This is a genomic window from Myxococcales bacterium, assembly GCA_016703425.1.
Taxonomy (GTDB): Bacteria; Myxococcota_A; Polyangia; order Polyangiales; family Polyangiaceae; genus JADJCA01.
On sequence record JADJCA010000002.1, the window covers coordinates 261,534 to 282,609 of the forward strand.

The window sequence follows — 21,076 nt, forward strand, 5'->3', positions numbered from 1 at the left end:
ACTTTTCTAGGGGGTGGAGAAGGACCGAGCGGGGGCAGCGAGCGAGCCAGTCGGCTCACCCGTCGCCCCGCACGCTCGTCACTCCTCGGCGGCCTGGTCGGAGCCCCGTCCGGCGACGGCGCCCTCGAGGAGCTCGACGTTCAAGCAAAGCGCCTGAAGCTCCTTGATGAGGACGTTGAAGCTCTCGGGAAGACCGGGCTCGAGCGTCTGCTCGCCCTTGACGATGGCTTCGTACATGCGGGTTCGACCCTGCACGTCGTCGCTCTTGACGGTGAGGAACTCCTGGAGCGCGTAGGCCGTGCCGTACGCTTCCATGGCCCAGACTTCCATCTCTCCGAGACGCTGACCGCCGAACTGCGCCTTGCCACCCAGCGGCTGCTGCGTGACGAGCGAGTAGGGTCCGATGGACCGCGCGTGGATCTTGTCGTCGACCAAGTGGTGCAACTTGAGGACGTACATGACGCCCACGGTCACGTCTTGATCGAAGGCCTCACCGGTGCGGCCGTCGAAGAGCACCGTCTGGCCGCTCGTCGGAAGGCCGGCGAGTGCCAAGGACTGCTTGATGCTCGACTCGGGCGCGCCGTCGAAGACGGGGCTTCCGTAGTGGATGCCCTTGGTGAGCTTGCGCGCGAGGGCGCGAACTTCGTCTTCGGGGAGCTTCGTGAGCCACTTGTGGAGGTCTTCGTCACCGTCGTAGATGCGAAGGATGTGCTCCTTGATCTCCTTGGTGCCGAACTTCTGGTCGAGCATGTACTGGAGCTGAGCTCCGAGCACGCGCGCGCCCCAGCCGAGGTGCGTCTCCAAGATCTGCCCGACGTTCATACGGCTGGGCACGCCCAGCGGATTGAGAACGACGTCGACGGGCGTGCCGTCTTGCAGGTAGGGCATGTCCTCTTCCGCAAGAATGCGGCTGACGACACCCTTGTTGCCGTGGCGTCCGGCCATCTTGTCGCCGACCTGAAGCTTGCGCTTGATGGCGATGTAGACCTTCACCATCTTGATGACGCCCGGCGGGAGCTCATCGCCCTTCGACAAGCGATCGATCTTGTCGCGGAAGTACTCGTCGCGAGCTTGGATCATCCCTTCGAGCTGGCGGAGCTTGTCAGAAAGCTCATCCATCGCGTCGACGGGCATCTCGCCCCAGTACTTGAACGGCACTTCGTCGAGCATGGCCTCGTCGAGCGTGGCGCCCTTCTGGAGGAGGACCTTGCCCTTGTCGTCGACGAGCTTGCCCGTCGTCGTGTGACCGACCATCTTCTTCTTCATCGAGCGGAAGAAGGCGTCGCGGAGGATCTTGGTCTCCTCGTCGTGCATCTTCTCAAGACGGATGCGCTCCGAGTCTTCGATCTCCTTCGAACGCTCGTCCTTCTCGGTGCCCTTGCGGGAGAAGATGCGCGCGTTGATGACGATGCCCTGAACGCCCGGCGGGACGCGCAGCGACGTGTCGCGGACGTCGCCGGCCTTCTCGCCGAAGATGGCGCGGAGCAGCTTCTCTTCCGGAGCGAGCTGCGTCTCGCCCTTCGGCGTGATCTTGCCGACGAGGATGTCGCCGGGGTTCACCTCAGCGCCGATGCGGACGATGCCGCTCGTGTCGAGGTCCTTGCGGGCCTCGTCACCGACGTTGGGGATGTCGCCCGTGATCTCTTCCTTGCCGAGCTTCGTGTCGCGGGCGACGCACTCGAACTCCTCGATGTGAATCGAGGTGAACACGTCTTCCTTGGCGATGCGCTCGGAGATGAGGATCGAGTCTTCGAAGTTGTAGCCCTGCCACGGCATGAACGCGACGAGCACGTTCTGGCCGAGCGCGAGCTCGCCCATGTCGCACGCGGGACCGTCGGCGAGGACCTCGCCAGCCTTCACCCGTTCGCCGGCGCGAACGATCGGCTTCTGGTTGTAGGCCGTGGATTGGTTCGAGCGCTGGTACTTCGAGAGCGGATAGATGTCCGGGATCTCGAGTTTGTCGCCCTCGGGACGGACGACGATGCGAGCCGCGTCGACGCTCTCGATGAAGCCATCGCGGCGAGCGATGACGCAGACGCCCGAGTCACGCGCCAGCTTGCCCTCGACGCCCGTGCCCACGAAGGGCGCGTGCGTGCGGACGAGCGGGACGGCCTGACGCTGCATGTTGGCGCCCATGAGGGCGCGGTTGGCGTCGTCGTGCTCGAGGAACGGAACGAGCGCGGCGGCGACGGACACCATCTGGTTCGGCGCCACGTCGATGAGCGCGATCATGTCAGGCGTCACCATGTGGAAGTCGCCGTTCAAACGGGCCGAGACGAGGCTCTCGCGGAACTTGCCCTTCTCGTCCATCGGCGCCGAGGCCTGGGCGATGTACTTGCCCTCCTCTTCGAGAGCCGAGAACCAGGACACTTCGTCGGTCACGCGGCCATCGAGCACCTTGCGGTACGGCGTCTCGACGAAGCCGTACTCGTTGACGCGGGCGAAGGTCGAGAGCGACGCGATGAGGCCGATGTTCGGACCTTCAGGGGTCTCGATGGGGCAGATGCGGCCGTAGTGCGTCGGGTGAACGTCGCGGACTTCGAAGCCGGCGCGCTCACGGGTGAGACCGCCAGGCCCGAGCGCCGAGAGACGACGCTTGTGCGTGACCTCGGAGAGCGGGTTCGTCTGGTCCATGAACTGCGACAGCTGGGAGCTGCCGAAGTATTCCTTCACCACGGCGGAGACGGGCTTCGCGTTGATGAGGTCGTGCGGCATGAGGGTCTCAATTTCTTGAGACATGCTCATGCGCTCTTTGATGGCGCGCTCCATGCGAACCAGACCGATGCGGTACTGGTTCTCCATGAGCTCGCCGACGGCGCGAACACGACGGTTGCCGAGGTGGTCGATGTCGTCGACGGAGCCGCGGCCGTTCTTCAGCTCGATCAGGTGACGAACGGTCTCGAGGATGTCCTGCGGCGTGAGCACCGAGGTGTCGAGCGGCGGGCGCTGCTCCTCGGGGAGGTCGCGGTAGAACTTGTAGTTCAGCTTGAGGCGGCCGACCTTCGAGAGGTCGTAGCGCTCCGGGTTGAAGAAGAGGTCGTGGAAGAGCTTCTTCGCGGTCTCGAGCGTCGGGGGATCGCCCGGGCGCAGGCGACGGTAGATCTCGAGGATCGCGTCTTCCGTGGTCTTCACCTTCTCCGCGAGGAGCGTGTCACGAAGGTACGAGCCGACGTTGAGGCCGTCGATGAACAGAATGCGGAACGAGTCGATGCCCGCCTCGCGAAGCTTCTCGAGCTTCGGCTCCGTCACCTCTTCGTTGACCTCGAGGAGAACCTCGCCGGTCTCCGGGTCGACGACGTCGTGCGCCGCGACCTTCGAAACGAGCTCCTCCGCGTCCACCGGCATGCGGTCGATCTTGGCTTCCTTGAGCTTCTTGATCGCGGCCTTGGTGAACTTGGTGTTCTTCTTGACGATGATCTCGCTGCCGACCTTGACGTCGCGCGTGGCGCGTTGGCCCGCGAGCAAGTCGTATTCGACGCTCTTGCCGAACTTGCCACCCTTCTCGATGAACACCGTTTCGGTGTTGTAGAAGTAGTTGAGCAGGTCTTGCGTCGAGTAGCCGAGCGCACGAAGCAGGTTCGTGGCGTGCATCTTTCGGCGACGGTCGATGCGGACGTAGATGATGTCCTTCGGGTCGAACTCGAAGTCGAGCCACGAGCCGCGGTACGGAATGACGCGCGCGCTGTAGAGGACCTTGCCGCTCGAGTGCGTCTTGCCCTTGTCGTGGTCGAAGAAGACGCCCGGGCTGCGGTGCAGCTGGCTGACGACGACGCGTTCCGTTCCGTTGATGATGAACGTTCCTGTGTCCGTCATCAGCGGGATTTCGCCGAAGTAGACCTCTTGCTCCTTGAGGTCCATGACGAAGCGCTCACCGTTGTCGCCCGTCTTGTAGATGTGAAGCTGCGTCGTCACCTTGATGGGCGCGGCGTAGGTCATGCCGCGAGCGCGGCACTCTTCGACGTCGTACTTGGGCTTCTCGAGGTTGTACCCGCAGAAGACAAGCTCGCTCATCCCGTTGAAGTCCTTGATCGGGAAGACGCTTCGGAAGACGGCTTGCAAGCCGATCTCCTGGCGCTCCTCCGACGGGATCGTCGCTTGGAGGAACTTGTCATACGACGTCTTTTGGATGTCGATGAGGTTCGGGACCTCGATGACCCGGCGGACGCCGCCGAGAGTCTTACGGATACGGAAGTTCGATTGGATGACGTTCGCCATCGCAGCTCCTCGAGAAGGCACTCGACAACGGCTCGAGTGCACCCTCTTTCATGGTGACAACGGACACATAAGCGGCCCCGCGCCGGTGAGCACTAAGGGCAAAAGAGAAGCGCAGGAAGGGACGAACGCGGCGGGATCTCTCCCGTCGCGCCGTCCCAACCGGGCGCTAAGCAAAACGAAAATTCGTCACGCTTACTTGAGCTCGACCTTCGCGCCGGCTTCTTCGAGCTTCTTCTTGAAGTCCTCGGCTTCGGCCTTGGAGACGCCTTCCTTGAGGGTCTTGGGGGCGCCTTCGACGAGGTCCTTGGCTTCCTTGAGGCCAAGGCCCGTGATCTCGCGAACGACCTTGATGACGTTGATCTTGTTCGCGCCGGACTCCTTGAGCTCGACGGTGAACTCGGTCTTCTCCTCGGCCGGCGCAGCGGCCGCGCCACCGCCAGCAGCCGGACCGGCCGCAACGGCAACGGGAGCGGCTTTGACGCCCCACTTGTCTTCGAGGGTCTTGATCATCTCAGCGAGCTGGATGACGGGCATGTTGGAGAGGAAGTCGACAACCTGCTCCTTGGTGAGATCGGCCATTTTGAATTCTCCGTATTCGAATCGAAAGATGAGTAATTTTTGAGGCCCGCGAGCGGACCGGAACCATTTGTCGGGAGAGCCCGACGAGTGACGTCAGCCCTTCCGCTCCTTCGCCGCCAATGCGTAGACGAAGTTCTGCGTGGGAGCTTGGAGGAGTGCCACGAGCTGCTGCATGGGCGCCTGGAAGGTCGCGAGCAGCGTTGCCCGAAGCTCGTCTTTGCCGGGCATCGTAGCGAGCTGCTCCTCAACGGCTTTGCCGGTGAGGATCGTGCCGTCGACGACGCCTGCTTTGACTTGGAGCTTCTCGCCGGCAGCTTCCTTTTTGAAGGCCTTGACGACCTTCGCGGCAGCGGACGGATCTTCGTAGCTCCAGGCGATGCCCGTCATGCCGGTGAGCGTCGACTTCAGGCCATCGCTGAACGATTCGCCTTTGAGCGCCTGCTTGACGAGAGTGTTCTTCGCCACCTTGTACTCGACGCCAGCCTTGCGGAACTCGGCGCGGAGTTTGGTTGCGTTCTCCACGGTCATGCCCTGGTAGTTCAGGAACACGGTGGAAGTGGCCTTGGAAAAGCGTGCCTTGATCGTCTCGATCTCGGCGTTCTTCGCCTTCCGCTGAGCGTTGAGCCTCGCGGTTTCCATATCAGGCCTCCTCGGTGGTGCTCATGTACTGAGCCGTATCGATCTTGACGCCGGGCCCCATGGTCGAGGACATCGAGATGCTTCGGAGGTAGGTGCCTTTCGCCGTCGAGGGCTTCGCACGAACGAGCGCGTGAATGAGCGCGTTGGCGTTCTCTGCGAGTGCCTTCTCCGAGAAGGAGCGCTTGCCGACGCGGGCGTGAACGATACCGGCCTTCTCGACTCGGTATTCGATCTTGCCGCCCTTCGCTTCGCGAACGGCGGATCCCACGTCGAACGTCACGGTTCCGACCTTCGGGTTCGGCATGAGCCCTCGGGGACCGAGCACGCGACCGAGCTTACCGACGGCTCCCATCATGTCGGGAGTTGCGATGACGCGGTCGAAGTCGAGGAACCCCTCGGAGACCTTCTGAACCATGTCGTCGCTGCCGGCGAAATCGGCGCCGGCCTCGCGGGCCTCGCGCTCTTTGTCACCCTTGGCGAATACGAGCACGCGAACGGCTTGACCCGTTCCGTGCGGCAGAACGATCGCGCCTCGGACCATTTGGTCCGCGTGCTTGGGATTGACTCCCAGTCGCACGGCGACGTCGACCGTCTCATCGAATTTCGCGAAGCTGGTCTGCTTGACCAGTGCCGCCGCCTCTTCCACCGAGTACTTCTTTGCTCGGTCGAGGAGGCCGTCGGCCTTCGCGCGATTCTTGGATACCTTCGGCATTTTCCTCCTTTCGATCCCGGAGCTCGCTCTTTCGAGTCCACTCCGGTGACCTCCCACCGGAACCGGCACCCGTGCCGCGAAGCACGGAGTCGGGCGGTGGTGGCTGTCTCGACGCGGGGAACCATTTCCACGCGCTGAGAAAGTTGTTTCTTACGTGATGTCGATCCCCATCGAGCGGGCCGTTCCGGCGAAGGAACGCATGGCCGCCTCGACCGAGGTCGTGTTCATGTCTTGGATCTTCTGCTTGGCGAGCTCTTCGAGCTGCTTCTTCGTCACCGAGCCGACCTTCGTCTTGTTGGGCTCCTTCGAACCCGCACCGGGCTTCTTCGACGTCGGCAGGCCTGCCGCCTTCTTCAAGAGCACGCTCGCCGGCGGCGTCTTCAAGATGAACGAGAAGGAGCGGTCCGAGTAGACCGTGATGACGACGGGGATGATCATGTCGCCGCCGGCCGTCTTCGCGTTGAACTCCTTGCAGAACTGCATGATGTTCACGCCGTGCGAGCCGAGCGCCGGACCGACCGGCGGAGCCGGGTTGGCCTTCCCCGCGGGGAGCTGAAGCTTGATGTAACCAGTGACCTTCTTCATCGTTCTCTCAGCCTTCTCAGATGCTCCTACGAGGAGTTTCGGGGGACCGGCTTCTCGCAAGAGCCGCGCCGGTCGCGGGACCGAAGTTCGTAGTCAGCGCAGTGAGGACCGCAAGGGCCTCGGTCGAAAAAAGTAGCGAATCTCGTTGGGACGCCCATCCTGGGGGCCGAAGACTGCTCGGCCGTCCAGCGGAACGAAAGGTTTAGGAGGCTCGTTTCTCCACTTGGGCGAACTCGAGCTCGACGGGGGTAGCGCGGCCGAAGATGGAGACCTTCACCCGAAGCTTCTGCTTGTCGGGCTTCACTTCTTCGACGGTCCCCGAGAAGTTCGCGAAGGCGCCGTCGATGACGCGGATTTCGTCGCCCACTTCGAAGTGGACTCGCGGCTTCGGCTTAACCGCACCCTCGACAATGCTCTTGCGGAGGTCGTCGATCTGCGGCGGGGCGACTTCCTGCGGCTTCTGGTTTCCGATGAAGCCGGTGACCTTGGGGGTGTCCTTGACGACGTGCCAGGCTTCTTCGCCCATCTCCATCTCGACGAAGATGTAGCCGGGGAAACTGGTCTTCTGACGCACCCTGGGCTTCTGACCAGACCGGTTCTCTTGCACCGTCTCCGTCGGAATGAGGATCTCGCCGAAGCGCTCCTCCATGTTGTGCTCCTTGATGCGTTGCTGGAGCGCCTCACGGACTTTGTTCTCAAAGCCCGAATAGGTTTGGATGACGTACCACTTCTTGCTCATGGCGAAATGCTCAGATTCCATAGACGAAGTTGGTGATGAAACTCCAGAAGCGGTCCATCAGCGCGAAGAAGACAGTGGCGACGGCGGTGGTGACGATGACGACGGTGGTCGAGTTGGTAACTTCCTGCTTGGTCGGCCAGGTGACCTTCGAGAGTTCCTGCGCGACTTCCTCCGCCAGCTGGCGGGCTCGGGTCCGACGCCAGTAGTAGACCGCGGCCGCGGCGCCAACCCCCGCCGACAAAATGATCAGAATGTCGTCGCGGGGCTCACCGACCTGGGGCTTGAGCGTGGCGAGCTTCAGCCAGACTCCGTGAATGAGCTTCGTCATGAGGAAGGCGACGATGATCGCGCCACCGAAGTACGCGGCGTACACGAACCGCCGCTCGCCGAGCTGCGCCGGAGCAACGGACTCGTCGCCTTCCGCGGCGACGGGCGCGTCGTCGGCCTTACCCACCTTGGCAAGCGCAGCGGACTCCGTGGCGACGCTTTCGTCGGCCTCGGCGGACTCCTCACGCTCTTTTTCGTCGGTCGTCATCGTTTTCTCGGGTCACTGCGTCTGCAGGGGCTGGGGGATTCGAACCCACGACCTGCGGATTTGGAATCCGCTGCTCTACCAGCTGAGCTAAACCCCTAGGCGGTCTCGTTTCATCCCCGGCGATTGCGCGCTCACTTCGTTTCCTTGTGAGCCGTGTGTTTGTCGCAGCGGGCACAGTACTTCTTGAGCTCGATTCTTCCCTTTTGATCGGGCTTTCTTGTCGTTCGGTAGTTGCGAGCCTCGCAGACCGAACAGACGAGAACGACTTGGACGCGGCTGCTCATGGTGTCTCCGCCGCGCCGAGCCTTGATCCGCTGCATCTCCCAACGGGAAGACGCAGCGGATCCCGGGGCGCGTCACTACTCGAGGATCTTGGTGACGATGCCAGCGCCGACGGTCTTGCCGCCTTCGCGGATGGCGAAGCGCATCTGCTCTTCGAGACCGACGGGCGTGATGAGCTCGATGCTCATGGTCACGTTGTCGCCCGGCATGACCATCTTCACGCCTTCGGGGAGCATGCAGGTGCCCGTCACGTCCGTCGTGCGCATGTAGAACTGCGGACGGTAGTTCGTGAAGAACGGCGTGTGACGGCCGCCCTCTTCCTTCTTCAGGACGTAGACCTCGCCCTCGAACTTCTTGTGCGGCGTCACAGAGCCGGGCTTGCAGAGAATCTGCCCGCGCTCCACGTCGTTCTTTTCGATGCCGCGGAGGAGAACACCGACGTTGTCGCCAGCTTGCCCGGAATCAAGCAGCTTCCGGAACATCTCAACGCCCGTCACCGTCGTCTTCCGCGTGTCGCGGAATCCGATGATCTCGACTTCGTCGCCCGTCTTGATCACGCCGCGCTCGATGCGGCCCGTCACGACCGTGCCGCGACCCTTGATCGAGAACACGTCTTCGATCGCCATCAAGAACGGCTTGTCGATGTCGCGCGCCGGCTCGGGGATCTCGCTGTCGAGAGCCGCGATCAGCTCGCCGATCGACTTCTCCCACTTCTCTTCGCCCTGCAGCGCCGGGTACGCCGCCACGCGAACGATCTTCGCGTCGTCGCCCTTGAACTTGTACTTCGACAGAAGCTCGCGAACTTCCATCTCGACCAAGTCGAGCATTTCCGCGTCTTCCACCGCGTCGCACTTGTCGAGCGCAACGACGATGTGGTTCAAACCAACCTGTCGAGCCAGAAGAACGTGCTCGCGCGTCTGCGGCATGACCGAGTCAAGCGCGCTCACCACGAGGATCGCGCCGTCCATCTGCGCCGCGCCCGTGATCATGTTCTTGATGTAGTCGGCGTGGCCGGGGCAGTCGACGTGCGCGTAGTGACGCTTCTCGCTCTCGTACTCCACGTGCGACGCCGCGATCGTCACCGTCTTCGTCGCGTCACGGACCGTCCCGCCCTTCGCGATGTCCTGGTAGCTGATGACCTTCGCGAGGTTCTTCTTCGACTGGACCTTCACCAAGGACGCCGTCAGCGTCGTCTTGCCGTGGTCGATGTGACCAATCGTTCCGACGTTTACGTGCGGCTTGGTGCGGTTGAATTTCTCTTTCGCCATGACGGTCTCTCCTGAAAGCGGCCTTGCGATAAATCGGTGAAGTGGAGCCCACCACGGGGCTTGAACCCGTGACCTCCTCCTTACCAAGGAGGTGCTCTACCACTGAGCTAGGTGGGCAGTGACTTGAGTTAAGGAAGAGCGACGGCTCCGAAGCGAATGAAGAAAGTAAGAAGCGGTTGGAAGAGTCAGGAAGCTAGGTGAAGCGACGTCTAGAGCGAGCGGGAGACGGGATTCGAACCCGCGACGTTCAGCTTGGAAGGCTGACGCTCTACCAACTGAGCTACTCCCGCGATTCGGCCCGCCGGGCTTTCCCGGCGAGTCCAGACACCCCGCAGTGTGTTTGGGGTGGTGGAGGGTGATGGATTCGAACCATCGAAGGCAATGCCGGCAGATTTACAGTCTGCTCCCTTTGGCCACTCGGGCAACCCTCCGAAATACATGACAAAAATTACTCTAACAAAGCGAGCTGACGAGGGGACTTGAACCCCTAACCGCCGGTTTACAAAACCGGTGCTCTACCGATTGAGCTACGTCAGCAGGGGCCCTTCGGCGGTCCTCGTCGAAAGGGCGCGCAGGCTAGCCCAAAGAGCGAGCCCTCGCAAGCAAGAGAGAAGCCAGAGGACTTCTCGCCCGCGTGAGGGCGGTAACCCGTGGAGTGACGGGAGTCAAGCAAGGCCCTGATTTTCCGAAGCTCTCGGTAGGCGGTGCGCGTCGAGAGCCGCCGGGCGGAGGTGTGGGAAGACTCTAGCGACGGCTCGCTTTCTGCTCAGCCGCCCGCTCCGCCTTCTCGCGCATCAGCTCGAGGGCCCGGCGCACCGTCGGCTCGTCGTACGGCAACGCGGCGAGAAATGCGCGCTCTTCGGCCAGCGCCGCTTCGATCTCCCCTTTCAGACCACGCGCTCGCTCCAACCAACTCGCGAAATTCGGCCCCGTCGCTGTCGTCGTCGTCGTTGCTGCTGCCGCTGCCGGCGTGACCATCGCGAGCGTGCGCTCCATCATGTCGTGGGCCTTCTCGAGGAGCACGCGATACCGAACGTGCATGATCGCGAAGAAGAGCTGCTCGTCCTCCTCGCTCTTCGCCTTGGCGGGTGGCGGGATCTTCGCGATGGCGCGGTGCAGGGAGCGGTACATCTCGCCGACCCGATAGCCGCCGAAGGCGATGAAGAACGGGTCGGTCGCGCGCATCGCGTCGGCGTAGGCGCGCTGCGCCTCCATGAGCCCTTCGCAGCGCGCCTCCATCTTCGGAAGGAAGTCTCGAAGGTCACGCGAGGATGTGCGCGCCCCGTCGCCAGCAACGAGCTCGATGCGTTCGGAGCGCACACGTCGGACCTCGGCTTGGGCCAGGCGAAGCATCGCCGCGGACGACGGCAGCCGCCCGGCCCCGCCTACGCGGAGCGACTCCATGAGGTCGAGGCCCTGCTGAACATCACGACCCGCGGGGCCGTCGTCACCTTGTTCCACACGCGCCAACGCGCGGGCAGCAAGCGCAGCCATGCGCTCGAAATCACTGGCCCCCGTCTCCGTCGCGAGGACGCGATCGGCCACCGCGCCAAGGCCCTTCCAGTCTTCGCTGTACGCGAGCAGCGAGAACAGACGCGCGGTCGCTTGGCGCGCCGCCGCGACAGCGCCAAACGATCGCTCCAGCTCCAGGTACGTCTGGATGGCCTCGGCGCGCTGCCCCAATCCTTCTTGCGCGACCGCTAGGCCGAGACGAACTTGCGGCTCATGCTCGCGCGCTTCGAGGCTGCCGGAGCGCCACGCCTCTAAGACCGTCGCGTAGCTCGCATGCGCCTCAGCAAAGCGGCTCGCGCGGAGAGCCTCGTCGCCACGCGCGATCAACTCAGGGGCGGTGCCGGCGGCACCGGTCCCAATGATTTGCTCCGACACGCGCTCCACGTTTGGCGTCGCCGGCGTGGGCGACGCCTCGCGAGCCGCGCCGCAGGCCGCTAGGAAGAGCCAGGGTAGGGTTCGGAGCGGTGACCCCATCGAGACGTTAGTGTAGCGGGCCCGCGACCTTGTTCCGAAAATCGGCCTCCGCCGCGATGCCGCAGCCGAAATCAGGCGCCGCCGAGACGGAATCGAGGCGAGCCGGCAGAAGGCCGCGCCCTAGCTTCGGCCGCGTCGGGGCCGGCTCGGGTGGCGTGCGGGAACAATCCGCACGCGCCGATCGTAGAGCAGCCATGACCGCGGCCAAGGAGGCATTCATGCAAACACTCGTGCAGGGCAGCTACGAGAGCCACCGACTGGAGCTAACGTTTCGTGCCATCGACGCGCGCATCAAGAAGCTCGACCGGCGCGGCGCTCTCATGAGCCCGGCGGAGCGCACCCTCGCGACGAACCTCAAGCGAGCTCGCCTCGCGGTGCTCGACCGGATGAGCGCGATGACGACGCGCCGCTGACGGACTACTTCTTCTTGGGCTTCTTCGCCGAGAGCTCGGCTTCCTGAAGCGAGAGCGACGCGATGCCGCTCTGGTAGACCTCAGTGTTGAGGGTACCGAGGGCCTCGTCGAGGCGAGACTTCCAGTCGTTCGGCAGAGCGCCGCGATGCTCGTTCTCGAGGGCTCGCGCCAGCGCGAGGTAGTGCCGGGCCTCCGCGCGAAAGCCGATGCGGAAGTTGCTCATGCCGCGAAGGTACGCGTACCGAACGCGCTCTTCCGCCGTCAACAGACCCAGGTTCGGATCGACGGCCCTCGTGAGCGCGAGCGCCAGTTCGTGGTTGTTGGCGTCGTAGGCCGACTGCGCTCGGACGAGCTCGTCGCGATAGGTCGTGCAACCGACGAGCAGGGGAATCCCGACAAGCCCAAACCACCGCGCGAGACGCATGCGGCGAAGCTAACACAGCGCTCAACGCGAGAGGCAGCCTCTCGCCGCGGTCAGGGCCGACGACCTAGCCGTGCACGAGGGAAAGCGTCACACCAAGGGCCGTCAGCACCGTCGAGCCGAAGACGAAGCTGCCCCGCCTGCGCACGCAACTGACTTCGTGACGATCGACGATGGGCTCGGTGCCGTCTTCGGTTTGACGGACCCCCCAAGCGGCCGACAGGCCGCAGACGCCGGTCAGGCCAGTGGCGATGCCGTGGAGGCCAACCAAGATCGGCAGGAAGACCGCGTAACGAATGGCCGAGGTGACGCCCAGCGAACGGAGCAACACCGCCGTCGCGAGGGCCACGCCAAAAGCCACGACGCCAAAGCGAATCTGGCGATTGCGAATCGCGGTCGTGAGATTCTTGGCGACGGTGGCGGCGACCTGCATGGTTTGAGGATTCTAGGCCCCGAAGCCGCCGCCGGCCAGCCACTGTGGCGATTTGGGCTGCGATTGGGCTCGCGGCCAGGCCGATGGCCCTTGTCAGCTCTCTCGTCCGTTGCAGAAGTAGCGTTCTAGCCTGTCGACCTCTCGTTCATGACCGCTTCCATCCGGCGCCTTCTACGGCTTCGAAAGGACGAACAACGTTCGGCCTTGTCGGCATTCGTGGTGCTTTTCCACATGATCGCGGGTCACACGATCCTCGAGACGGCCCGCGACGCGCTCTTCCTGGAGCGAATGCCGCCCAGTCGGCTGACGACAATGTATGTCGCACTCGCCGGCCTGACGCTGGTGACCTCGTCTCAGATCACGCGTTTTGCACGAAATTTCGGCGCACGAAACGCCCTCATCGCCACGCTCGTCGTGGGGGCGTGGGCGGCGACGATCCTCCATTTCCAGGCCCAAAGCGCCTGGCGGGTGACGGCGCTTTACCTCTTTACCGGGGTTCTCGCGGGGATCCTCGTCGCCCAGTTCTGGCTCGTCATGGGCCGGATGTTCACGGTGACCCAAGGGCGACGCGTGTTCGGCCCGGTGGCGGCCGGCGGCGTCTTGGGCGCCGCCTTTGGCTCTTCGCTCGCAACGGGCCTCTTGATGCTCATGCCCGTCGACAAGCTGTTGCTCGCCGGCGCCGGGGCGTTCGTGTTCGCGGCGCTCCTCTTGACGATCCTCCCCGAAGACCGCGAGGAATCGCTGCCCGGGACGAACGAGGGCGCTCCGACGCCGACGTTGGCAACGGCAACACCGGCTGAGAAACGTTTCGTGTGGCGCGTCGTCGCCTTCGTGGTTTTGGCCACGAGCACCTCGCTCGCCGCCGACTACCTGTTCAAGTCGACGGCGGCGGCGCTCGTGCCCAAGGCGGAGCTCGGCGCCTTTTTCGCCCGAAGCTACGCGGCGTTGAACATCCTCGCGCTCGTCGTCCAGTTGCTGTTCGCAAGCCGCCTCCTCGCGCGGCTCGGCGTGACCGGCGCCGTCGTCTTGACGCCGGTGTTGCTCGTTCTGGCGAGCAGCGGCGCCACGATCGTTGGCGCGGGCATCGGCACGGCGCTCGCCATGAAGGGTGTTGACGGCAGCCTCAAGCACTCGCTTCATCGCGTCGCGACGGAGCTGCTCTACCTTCCGCTGCCACCCCACGTTCGCGACCGAGCGCACGTGCTCATCGACACGGTGATCAGTCGACTGGCCCAAGCGGGCGCCGCCGCCATCGTCTTCGCGCTCGTCGCGCTCAACGTCGCTTCGCCCACGGTGATCGCCGTCTTGGGTCTTGGCTTCGCGCTCGCGTGGACGGTTTCCGCGCGACTCTTGCGGCGCCCCTACCTCGACCTTTTTCGCGACGCCATCGCGCGCGGCACCTTCGATGATGCCGCTACGGAGGTCGACCTCGACGTAGCCTCCATCGAGCGGGTCATTGACGCGCTCTCGAGCCGCGACGCGCCCCAAGCCGTCGCCGCGCTGGGGCTCCTCAACCAGAAGGGCCGTGCACGTCTGGTCCCGACGCTCATCCTCTACCATGAGTCGGCGGAGGTGCTGCGCGCCGCGTTGCCCGTGGTGGCCCAAAACCCAAACGTCGACGCCTGGGCGCCGCTCGCAGAACGGCTCGTCGCCCACGCTGACGAAGGTGTCAGGATCGAAGCGGTGCGGGCGTTGGCCCGCGCTGGACGTCACGACGTCGTCGAGCGCACGACGCGGGATGCAAGCCTCGTGGTCCGAACGTTTGCGCTCCACGCCATGGTCAGCCACGAGGCGACGGCGCCGGCCGACCACCCACGGATCCGCGAGCTCCTCGACGACGAGACGCCGACCGGTGACGAGGCTCGGCGCACGCTGCTGCGCGCCGTCGCGGAAGGTGACTCGGAGCGCTGGACCACCGTTGTGCTCTCGATGATCGCGCGCAGCAAGGTTGAACACGGCGCCTTGCCCGTCGAGTTCGTCCGGGCGGCGGCGGCCCTTCGCGACGGCCGGTTCATTGGGTTTCTCATCGCGAGGCTGGGGACCCGCGACGGGCGAGCGTTGGTGCGCGAAGCCCTCGCGAGCCTGAACGAGCCGGCCCTCGACGCACTCGAGGAGGCCTTGTGGGAGCGCGACACGGACCGCAATGTTCGCTTGCATATCCCGCGCACGATGTCGCGGTTCAAGAGTCCTCGCGTCCAAGCGATGTTGCTCCGGATCCTGGAGGAATCGACCGACGGTCACGTGCGCTACAAGGCGCTGCGCGGCCTGGGCCGTCACACCAGCGACGAGCAGCGCCTCCGCGTCGATCGGGTCCGGATCGTCGTGCTCATGCGGAAGAACCTCCTCGAACACTTCCGACTGCTAGGCCTTTTGTTCGCTCTCCGAGCTCGCCTTGGCGCCGCGCCACGGCTCGATGAGGCGGCCGCCGCAAGCCTGACTTTGCTGATCGAGCTCATCGACTCGAAGGTTCAGCAGGCCCTCGAGCGCGCGTTTCGTCTCCTGCAAATCGCGCATCCCCGAGAGCGCATCGACCGCGCGTATTCAGCGCTGACCTCCCTCGACCGACGCGTCCGCGCGAGCGCCGTTGAGTTCATCGACGCTTTGACGCTGCGGCGCGGGGAGGAGGAAATACGCGACCTCTTGCGTCGCGCCATCGACGACCCGACGCAGTCGGTGCTCGCGCAGAGTTCGGTGACCGGCATCGCGTTCCCCACCGGCTACCAGGAGGCCGTGAGCCTCCTGCTCGCCGACCCCGATGAGACGCTCGCGATGCTCGCCACGCACCATGCGTCGCTCATGGGTTCACCGTTCCGAGATGCCGTCGCGGCGACGCTCAAGACGAGGCCCACGCTCGAAGAGGCCGTCTCTCGCCTCTTCGGTTGGCCGGGAGTCCCCAATGCGGTCTGAAACGATCTCCCGTGAGTCGAGTGCGTCAGCGCTGCAGGTCGGCCGCGAGCTCTTCCTCCGCGCATTTCTTGGCGGCGTCAGCGGAGCGAACGCGGGAGCCTCGGCGCGACGCCTCGCCAGTCGCGTGTCGGACCTGTGGTTGCCCGAAGGCAAGTCCCTCTACGAGATAGGGGACCCGTCGGAGGACCACTACTTCGTCGTGAGCGGAGAGATCGAAATTCGAGGTGCCGCCGGCGAATCGCGCCGTTTCGGAGAGCGGTCCATCGTCGGACTCCTCGACGTTTCCCAGGAGCGACCGCGGTCGCGCCGAGCCGTCGCAACGGCGGCAAGCCACCTCTTACGATTGTCCGCGCAGGACTGGTACGACACGCTCGAGGACGACTTCGAATTTGCCTTGGGGGCGATCCACGGCATCGGCAGAGGCGTCTTCACCTCCCACCTCGCTCACAGCGGTCGCTTCTTCAACACGCTGGCCACGACGACCAAGCCCCGCAAGGGCGCTCTCTCTTTCGTCGAGCGCACCCTTCTCCTCCGCGCCGCGCCGCCGTTTCGAAAGGCGTCGGTGCAGGCGGCGGTCGAGGTGGCGGGCATCGCGCGCCTCGTCACCCGTGCGGCCGGCGAGGCGCTCTTTAGCGCCGGCGACGCGAAGCGATCGTACTACGTCGTCGCCGACGGTACCGTCGCGCTCGTCGACGAAGGCCGCACGATCGCCGAGTTTCATCCCGGCGCCGTCCTCGGTGGCCTTGGCGCCCTCGCGGCCGAGCCGTGGCCTGTGATGGCGCGGGCCGTCAACGCCGCGACGGTGGTGGCCGTCGAGCTCGAGGATCTCTTCGATGTGATGGAAGAGCACTTTGACTTGGTGCGCGGCGCACTTTCGGAGCTCGCGCGGGAACGCGAGCAGCTCGCGACAGCCGGCGACGAGCCCCCTCGTCCGTCACCTTAACTTCCTTCACAACGCCGAACGCGCGCGAGACTCAGCGTCCCCGGCTCGGAGGCGACGGCGGCCCGCCGCCGCGATGCTGAGCGCGAGGACGACAGGAACCGCTCCCGCCGACGGCGTTGGGCCGCCAGGCACAACACAGCCGCAGCGGGGCGCGGGAGCTGGCGGAGCCACCGGGGCCGGCGCACTCGGCGCGTCCTTCGGCGCCGCTGGGGCATCGCAGTCCCAGCTGCCGCCCTTGGAGAACCCGCATCGGTCAAGCACGGAGCCGTCGACGCGACGCGCGACGATGCTGACGCGCTGCCCTTCGAGCGTCGCCTCCAAGTGGTGGTAGGCCGACTCGACGGCACGCACGCCCGCGTGACGTTTGCGAATGGGATAGAGCGGCGCGCCCCCGCCACCGGTGACGAGGTACTTGAGCCCCTTGGCCTCACCACGCTCGTAGATGTGGTCGTGGCCGCTGAAGATGAGATCAACCTTGTGCTCGCGCAAGAGGTCGACGACGCCAGACTGGAAGAGGCGTGGATTCTGCCCGTGCGGGCCGGCAGAAAACGGCCCGTGGTGGAGCACGACGAATCGAAACGCGACCCCCGGCTCGGCCGCCGCGCGAGCCAGCTCGGCGGTGAGCCACGTGCGCTCCGCGGTCGAGACGAAGGTATCCATCGCGTTCAAGAAGAGAAAGCGGGCCGCTCCCCACCGGACGCTCCGGAAAAAGCGGCGCCGATCCTGCGGCGACTCGCTGGGTAAGGACCCATCGCCGAAGTAGCGAAGGAAGGCCTCCCCCGAGGGTTGAACCAGCTCGTGGTTGCCCACGGCACCGAAGAGGCAACGCGCCTTGAGAACGGAGCGCTCGATCTCGAAGAACCGTTGCCACTCGATCTCGTTGTTGCCGTCTTCGACGAAGTCCCCCGTGTGGACCAGGAAGTCGCCCGGAGCCTTGGCTACGGCACGAGCCACAGCCTCGTGCGCCGCGTCATCGCTCCGGTTGTCGCCGTAGACCACAAACGAGACCGGCCTCCCGTCGGTCGCGGCGGGCGCCGTCGAGAATGTCCCCGCATCAAGCTCGTCGCGGCCGCGCAGAACGCGAAAGCGATACGACGTGCTCGGCGTCAAACCGCCGAGCCGGAAGGTCTGGAACGCCTCCACACGGCCCGTGGAAGCTCCCGGCGGGAGCACGAGGTTGCCACGGAGCTTGTCGCCGCTGGGCGACAAGACCTCCACATCGACGGCAGCGACGGGATCGACCTCCAACCGTATTGACGCCGAATCAGGAGTAATATCCTGCAGGTATGGCCCCTTGCGGAGCGGCCCCGCGGCGAGCGCCTCGGAGGAGGAAAACGCGAAGGGAGAGCCCAGCGCCGCGGCCAGAAAAAAGAGTCGTCGGTGAGCCTTGGACCCGCCCGTTTTTGCGCTAGTAGAAAGGCGCGGTTGATTGACCATCTGGGTGCCCAAGATTAGCTTTTTCGCGCCCCCTGGAGGCCTTGTCGTATGTCGGTTGTGTCGCCAGCGGAAGCGATGTCGGAAGAGACCAGTGCACCGCTTTCGGGGCGAAGAGCATCCATGACCGTTGACGCGAGCCACCCTTCATCGCCGCCGCCGAGCCAACCGTCGGGACCGCCGAGCCACGTCGCGCCATCGGAGCGCGCCACCAAGGCTCCTTTGCCGGCCACGCTGCTCTCGGACGCCGAGCAGCCCGATGGCCTTCCGCGCCTCTTCGGCAAGTACACGCTCCTTCGCAAGCTCGCCTCCGGCGGGATGGCCGAGCTCTTCCTAGCGCTGCAGAAGAGCGTCGCCGGCTTCGAGAAGCTGGTCGTCATCAAACGCATTCTGCCGGAGATGAACCAAGACCGCGCGTTCATCGACATGCTCCTGCACGAGGCGCGCATCGCCGCGACGCTCTCGCACCCGAACATCGTCCAGATCTTCGACGTCGGTCAGGTCGACGGAACCTACTTCATCGCCATGGAGCACATCCATGGCGAGGACATTCGCTCGCTCGTGCGCCAAATGAAGGCGGCCGGCTACCGGGAGTTTCCGTTGGAGCACGCCATCGGCATCGCGCTCGGGATGTGCGCCGGCTTGGCCTATGCACACGAGAAGCGCGACCTCGACGGCTCGCCCTTGAACATCGTGCACCGAGACATCTCGCCGCAGAACGTGGTCATTACGTTCTCTGGCGATGTGAAGGTCGTCGACTTCGGGATCGCCAAGAGCGATGCCACGACGACGGAGACGCAGAGCGGCCGCCTCAAAGGCAAGGTGCCGTACATGTCCCCAGAGCAAGCCCGCGGCGAGCGATTGGACGCGCGCAGCGACATCTTCGCCGCCGGAGTCATCCTGTTCGAACTGACGACCGGCAAGCGCCTCTTCAAGGGGCAGAGCGAATACGAGACGCTCAAGCTGATCTGCGATCGCGAATACCCCCTCCCCTCTTCGGTGAAGCCAGGCTACCCGGCGGAGCTTGAGCGCATCGTGATGAGGGCTCTCGGCAAGTCGCGCGACGATCGCTTTCAATCGGCCCGCGAGATGCAGGCGGCGCTTGAGGAGTTCGTCCGTCACGAACGTATCCGCGTCAGCACCATCGCGCTTCAGCACTTCATGCAGGAGCTCTTCGCCGAGAAGCTCACGGCTCAAAAAGAGGCGCTCCTTCAGGGTAAGCAGCTCGCCGACGTCATCGAGGCGCGGCTCCCCGTTGTGAGCGAGCCGCGGCTGGAAGCCGACGCGTCGCGGTCCTCCCAGGCGCTCGCGATGACGAGCACGCCCGACGTGCGGACGCTCACCGAAGTGCGCCGCTGGAGCAAGCGGCGACAGCGCGCTGGCGTTGTGGCCGCGGCCATCGCCTTGACCGGCGTGGTCATCGGAACGGCCGTCGCGCTTCACGCGCCGCCGGCGCCGCGCGCAATGCCGGGCGTCACGACGGCGACGCTGGCCGCAGCGCCGAAGGGCACCATCGACGTCACGAGCACGCCCGCGGGCGCCGCGATTTGGATCAACGGTGACCTAAGGCCCGAGGTCACACCGGCCCGGATCACCGAGCTGCCGTTTGATCGCAACCTCGACGTCAAAGTGACCAAAGACGGCTTCGAGGCAGAGCGTCGGGTCGTGACGCTTTCGGCCACCGACCCGAGCGGGAAGTTCGACGCGCCACTAAAGAGCGGCTCCGTCACGCTCGAAGTCGTGGTGACCCCCCCCGGCCTTTCGCCCACCATCACCGTCGACGGCAAGCGCGCCACGGGCCCCATGGAAGGGCTCACCTCGGGAACGCAACACAAGGTCGTTGTTGGAGCGCCGGGCTACGCGGACCAGACGCTGACGTTCATGGGCGCCGCCCAGGAGCACAAGCGCCTGGAGGTTACGCTTCACAAGGAGCGCGCGCCGGCACGTGGCGCGACCAACGCGGTGCGCACCGACGGCAACCTCGTCGCGCCGGTGAACGGGGTGGGCAAGTTGAATGTCGCCGCGGCCGGAGGTTGGTGCAACGTCGCCGTCGACGGGGTCGCTCGCGGCGCAACACCGATCGCGGGCCTCGAGGTGTCGGCCGGGCCCCACAAGATTTCCTGCACGCCGCCCGAAGGCAAAGTGGTCTCGGCCACGGTGACCGTGGCGGCCAACGACGTCACGCGGCATCGCTTCACGCTGACGCCTTGAGCCGCGACCGTTCGGCGATGCCCGCTCCGTGACGAAGAAGACTTCCCAGCGGACGCTCATCGTCCCTTGCTACAACGAAGCGTTGCGGCTCGACACGGGCGCCTGGACCGCTGTGGCAAAGGCGGGGCTGCTGCGGTTGATCTTCGTGGATGACGGTTCGTCGGACGCGACGTTCGAGGTCCTGGGAGCGATCGAACGGAGTGCACCGGAGGCCGTGCGCGTGGTGCGCCTCCCGAAGAACGTCGGCAAGGGCGAGGCCGTTCGCGTGGGCCTCACCGCCGCCATGAACGCGGGCGATGAGCTCGTCGGCTACGCCGACGCCGACCTCGCGACGCCGCCGGAGGAAGTGCTGCGACTCTTCGAAGCGCTCGCCGAAGCGCCGCACTTGGTCGCCGTCATCGGTTCCCGCATCAACTACCTCGGCACGAACATTCGACGGCGGCCGTCTCGCCACTACCTCGGGCGTGTCTTCGCGACGGCCGCGGCCACGGCCCTCGGCCGCGAGATCTACGACACGCAGTGCGGAGCCAAGGTCTTCCGCACCGGTCCGTTGCTCGCCGCCGCGCTCTCTCTACCGTTCGTCTCGCGATGGGCGTTCGATGTCGAGCTCCTCGGTCGCATCTTCGACGGTTCCCCAACGCGAGCGACGGTCGCCGAACTCCCGCTGCGCACGTGGACGCACGTCGGCGGGTCCAAGCTTCATCCCATCGCAATGGTCAAGGCTACGACCGATCTCGTGCGCATCGCACTGCGACGCCGCATCAAGCGCTAGCC

Annotated in this window: 18 protein-coding genes and 5 tRNA genes; 5 read left to right on the forward strand and 18 right to left on the reverse strand. The window is 65.0% G+C overall.

The annotated features are described in order from the left end of the window. Positions 1-78: 78 nt before the first annotated feature. The 15 genes from rpoB to IPG50_07550 form a co-directional block, all read right to left on the reverse strand. On the reverse strand, positions 79-4,215 hold the full coding sequence (gene rpoB / locus IPG50_07480; protein MBK6692033.1) for a DNA-directed RNA polymerase subunit beta: 4,137 nt from the start codon (positions 4,213-4,215) through the stop codon (positions 79-81). A gap of 192 nt (positions 4,216-4,407) precedes the next feature. Beyond that, positions 4,408-4,794: a 50S ribosomal protein L7/L12 gene (rplL, locus tag IPG50_07485; GenBank protein ID MBK6692034.1), complete on the reverse strand. Its 387-nt coding sequence runs from the start codon at positions 4,792-4,794 to the stop codon at positions 4,408-4,410. Between the two features lie 93 nt (positions 4,795-4,887). Beyond that, complete coding sequence (locus tag IPG50_07490) at positions 4,888-5,433, reverse strand: 50S ribosomal protein L10 (protein MBK6692035.1); 546 nt, start codon at positions 5,431-5,433, stop codon at positions 4,888-4,890. Position 5,434: 1 nt separating this feature from the next. After that, positions 5,435-6,145, reverse strand: a complete 711-nt coding sequence (locus tag IPG50_07495) for a 50S ribosomal protein L1 (protein ID MBK6692036.1) — start codon at positions 6,143-6,145, stop codon at positions 5,435-5,437. A 150-nt stretch (positions 6,146-6,295) separates the two neighbouring features. After that, positions 6,296-6,730, reverse strand: a complete 435-nt coding sequence (gene rplK, locus IPG50_07500) for a 50S ribosomal protein L11 (GenBank protein MBK6692037.1) — start codon at positions 6,728-6,730, stop codon at positions 6,296-6,298. Between the two features lie 202 nt (positions 6,731-6,932). Beyond that, complete coding sequence (gene nusG / locus IPG50_07505) at positions 6,933-7,469, reverse strand: transcription termination/antitermination protein NusG (protein MBK6692038.1); 537 nt, start codon at positions 7,467-7,469, stop codon at positions 6,933-6,935. A 10-nt stretch (positions 7,470-7,479) separates the two neighbouring features. Then, positions 7,480-7,797 carry a preprotein translocase subunit SecE gene (secE, locus tag IPG50_07510; GenBank protein MBK6692039.1) on the reverse strand — a complete coding sequence of 106 codons (318 nt, stop codon included), beginning with the start codon at positions 7,795-7,797 and terminating at the stop codon, positions 7,480-7,482. A gap of 231 nt (positions 7,798-8,028) precedes the next feature. After that, positions 8,029-8,101 (reverse strand) — tRNA-Trp (locus IPG50_07515). A 34-nt stretch (positions 8,102-8,135) separates the two neighbouring features. Next, positions 8,136-8,288, reverse strand: coding sequence for a 50S ribosomal protein L33 (rpmG, locus tag IPG50_07520; GenBank protein ID MBK6692040.1), 153 nt, complete (start codon positions 8,286-8,288; stop codon positions 8,136-8,138). Positions 8,289-8,363: 75 nt separating this feature from the next. Beyond that, the gene (gene tuf, locus IPG50_07525) at positions 8,364-9,554 is read right to left on the reverse strand and encodes an elongation factor Tu (GenBank protein ID MBK6692041.1); all 1,191 of its coding nucleotides are present in this window, start codon (positions 9,552-9,554) and stop codon (positions 8,364-8,366) included. Positions 9,555-9,596: 42 nt separating this feature from the next. Further along, positions 9,597-9,671, reverse strand: a tRNA-Thr gene (locus tag IPG50_07530). Positions 9,672-9,771: 100 nt separating this feature from the next. After that, positions 9,772-9,844 (reverse strand) — tRNA-Gly (locus tag IPG50_07535). A gap of 56 nt (positions 9,845-9,900) precedes the next feature. Next, positions 9,901-9,985, reverse strand: a tRNA-Tyr gene (locus IPG50_07540). A 33-nt stretch (positions 9,986-10,018) separates the two neighbouring features. Then, positions 10,019-10,091 (reverse strand) — tRNA-Thr (locus tag IPG50_07545). Between the two features lie 207 nt (positions 10,092-10,298). Further along, the gene (locus IPG50_07550; protein MBK6692042.1) at positions 10,299-11,540 is read right to left on the reverse strand and encodes a hypothetical protein; all 1,242 of its coding nucleotides are present in this window, start codon (positions 11,538-11,540) and stop codon (positions 10,299-10,301) included. Positions 11,541-11,758: 218 nt separating this feature from the next. On the opposite strand from IPG50_07550, the gene IPG50_07555 reads away from it, so the two are divergent. After that, positions 11,759-11,953, forward strand: a complete 195-nt coding sequence (locus tag IPG50_07555) for a hypothetical protein (protein ID MBK6692043.1) — start codon at positions 11,759-11,761, stop codon at positions 11,951-11,953. Positions 11,954-11,957: 4 nt separating this feature from the next. Here the strand turns inward: IPG50_07555 and IPG50_07560 are convergent, their stop codons facing one another. Continuing rightward, the gene (locus IPG50_07560) at positions 11,958-12,377 is read right to left on the reverse strand and encodes a hypothetical protein (protein MBK6692044.1); all 420 of its coding nucleotides are present in this window, start codon (positions 12,375-12,377) and stop codon (positions 11,958-11,960) included. 64 nt (positions 12,378-12,441) lie between these two features. After that, a complete protein-coding gene (locus IPG50_07565; protein MBK6692045.1) occupies positions 12,442-12,807 on the reverse strand; it encodes a hypothetical protein in 366 nt (121 codons plus the stop codon). A gap of 147 nt (positions 12,808-12,954) precedes the next feature. On the opposite strand from IPG50_07565, the gene IPG50_07570 reads away from it, so the two are divergent. Continuing rightward, positions 12,955-15,714, forward strand: coding sequence for a HEAT repeat domain-containing protein (locus tag IPG50_07570; GenBank protein MBK6692046.1), 2,760 nt, complete (start codon positions 12,955-12,957; stop codon positions 15,712-15,714). Beyond that, entirely contained in the window at positions 15,704-16,657 is a 954-nt protein-coding gene (locus tag IPG50_07575) for a cyclic nucleotide-binding domain-containing protein (GenBank protein MBK6692047.1), read from the forward strand. The genes IPG50_07570 and IPG50_07575 overlap by 11 nt, the downstream gene beginning before the upstream one ends. A gap of 6 nt (positions 16,658-16,663) precedes the next feature. Here the strand turns inward: IPG50_07575 and IPG50_07580 are convergent, their stop codons facing one another. Beyond that, positions 16,664-18,094 (reverse strand): metallophosphoesterase, encoded by a 1,431-nt coding sequence (locus IPG50_07580; GenBank protein MBK6692048.1) that lies wholly within the window; start codon positions 18,092-18,094, stop codon positions 16,664-16,666. 120 nt (positions 18,095-18,214) lie between these two features. Between IPG50_07580 and IPG50_07585 the strand changes: the two genes are divergently transcribed. After that, the gene (locus IPG50_07585; protein ID MBK6692049.1) at positions 18,215-20,302 is read left to right on the forward strand and encodes a serine/threonine protein kinase; all 2,088 of its coding nucleotides are present in this window, start codon (positions 18,215-18,217) and stop codon (positions 20,300-20,302) included. Between the two features lie 28 nt (positions 20,303-20,330). Beyond that, complete coding sequence (locus tag IPG50_07590) at positions 20,331-21,074, forward strand: glycosyltransferase (protein MBK6692050.1); 744 nt, start codon at positions 20,331-20,333, stop codon at positions 21,072-21,074. Positions 21,075-21,076: the final 2 nt, after the last annotated feature.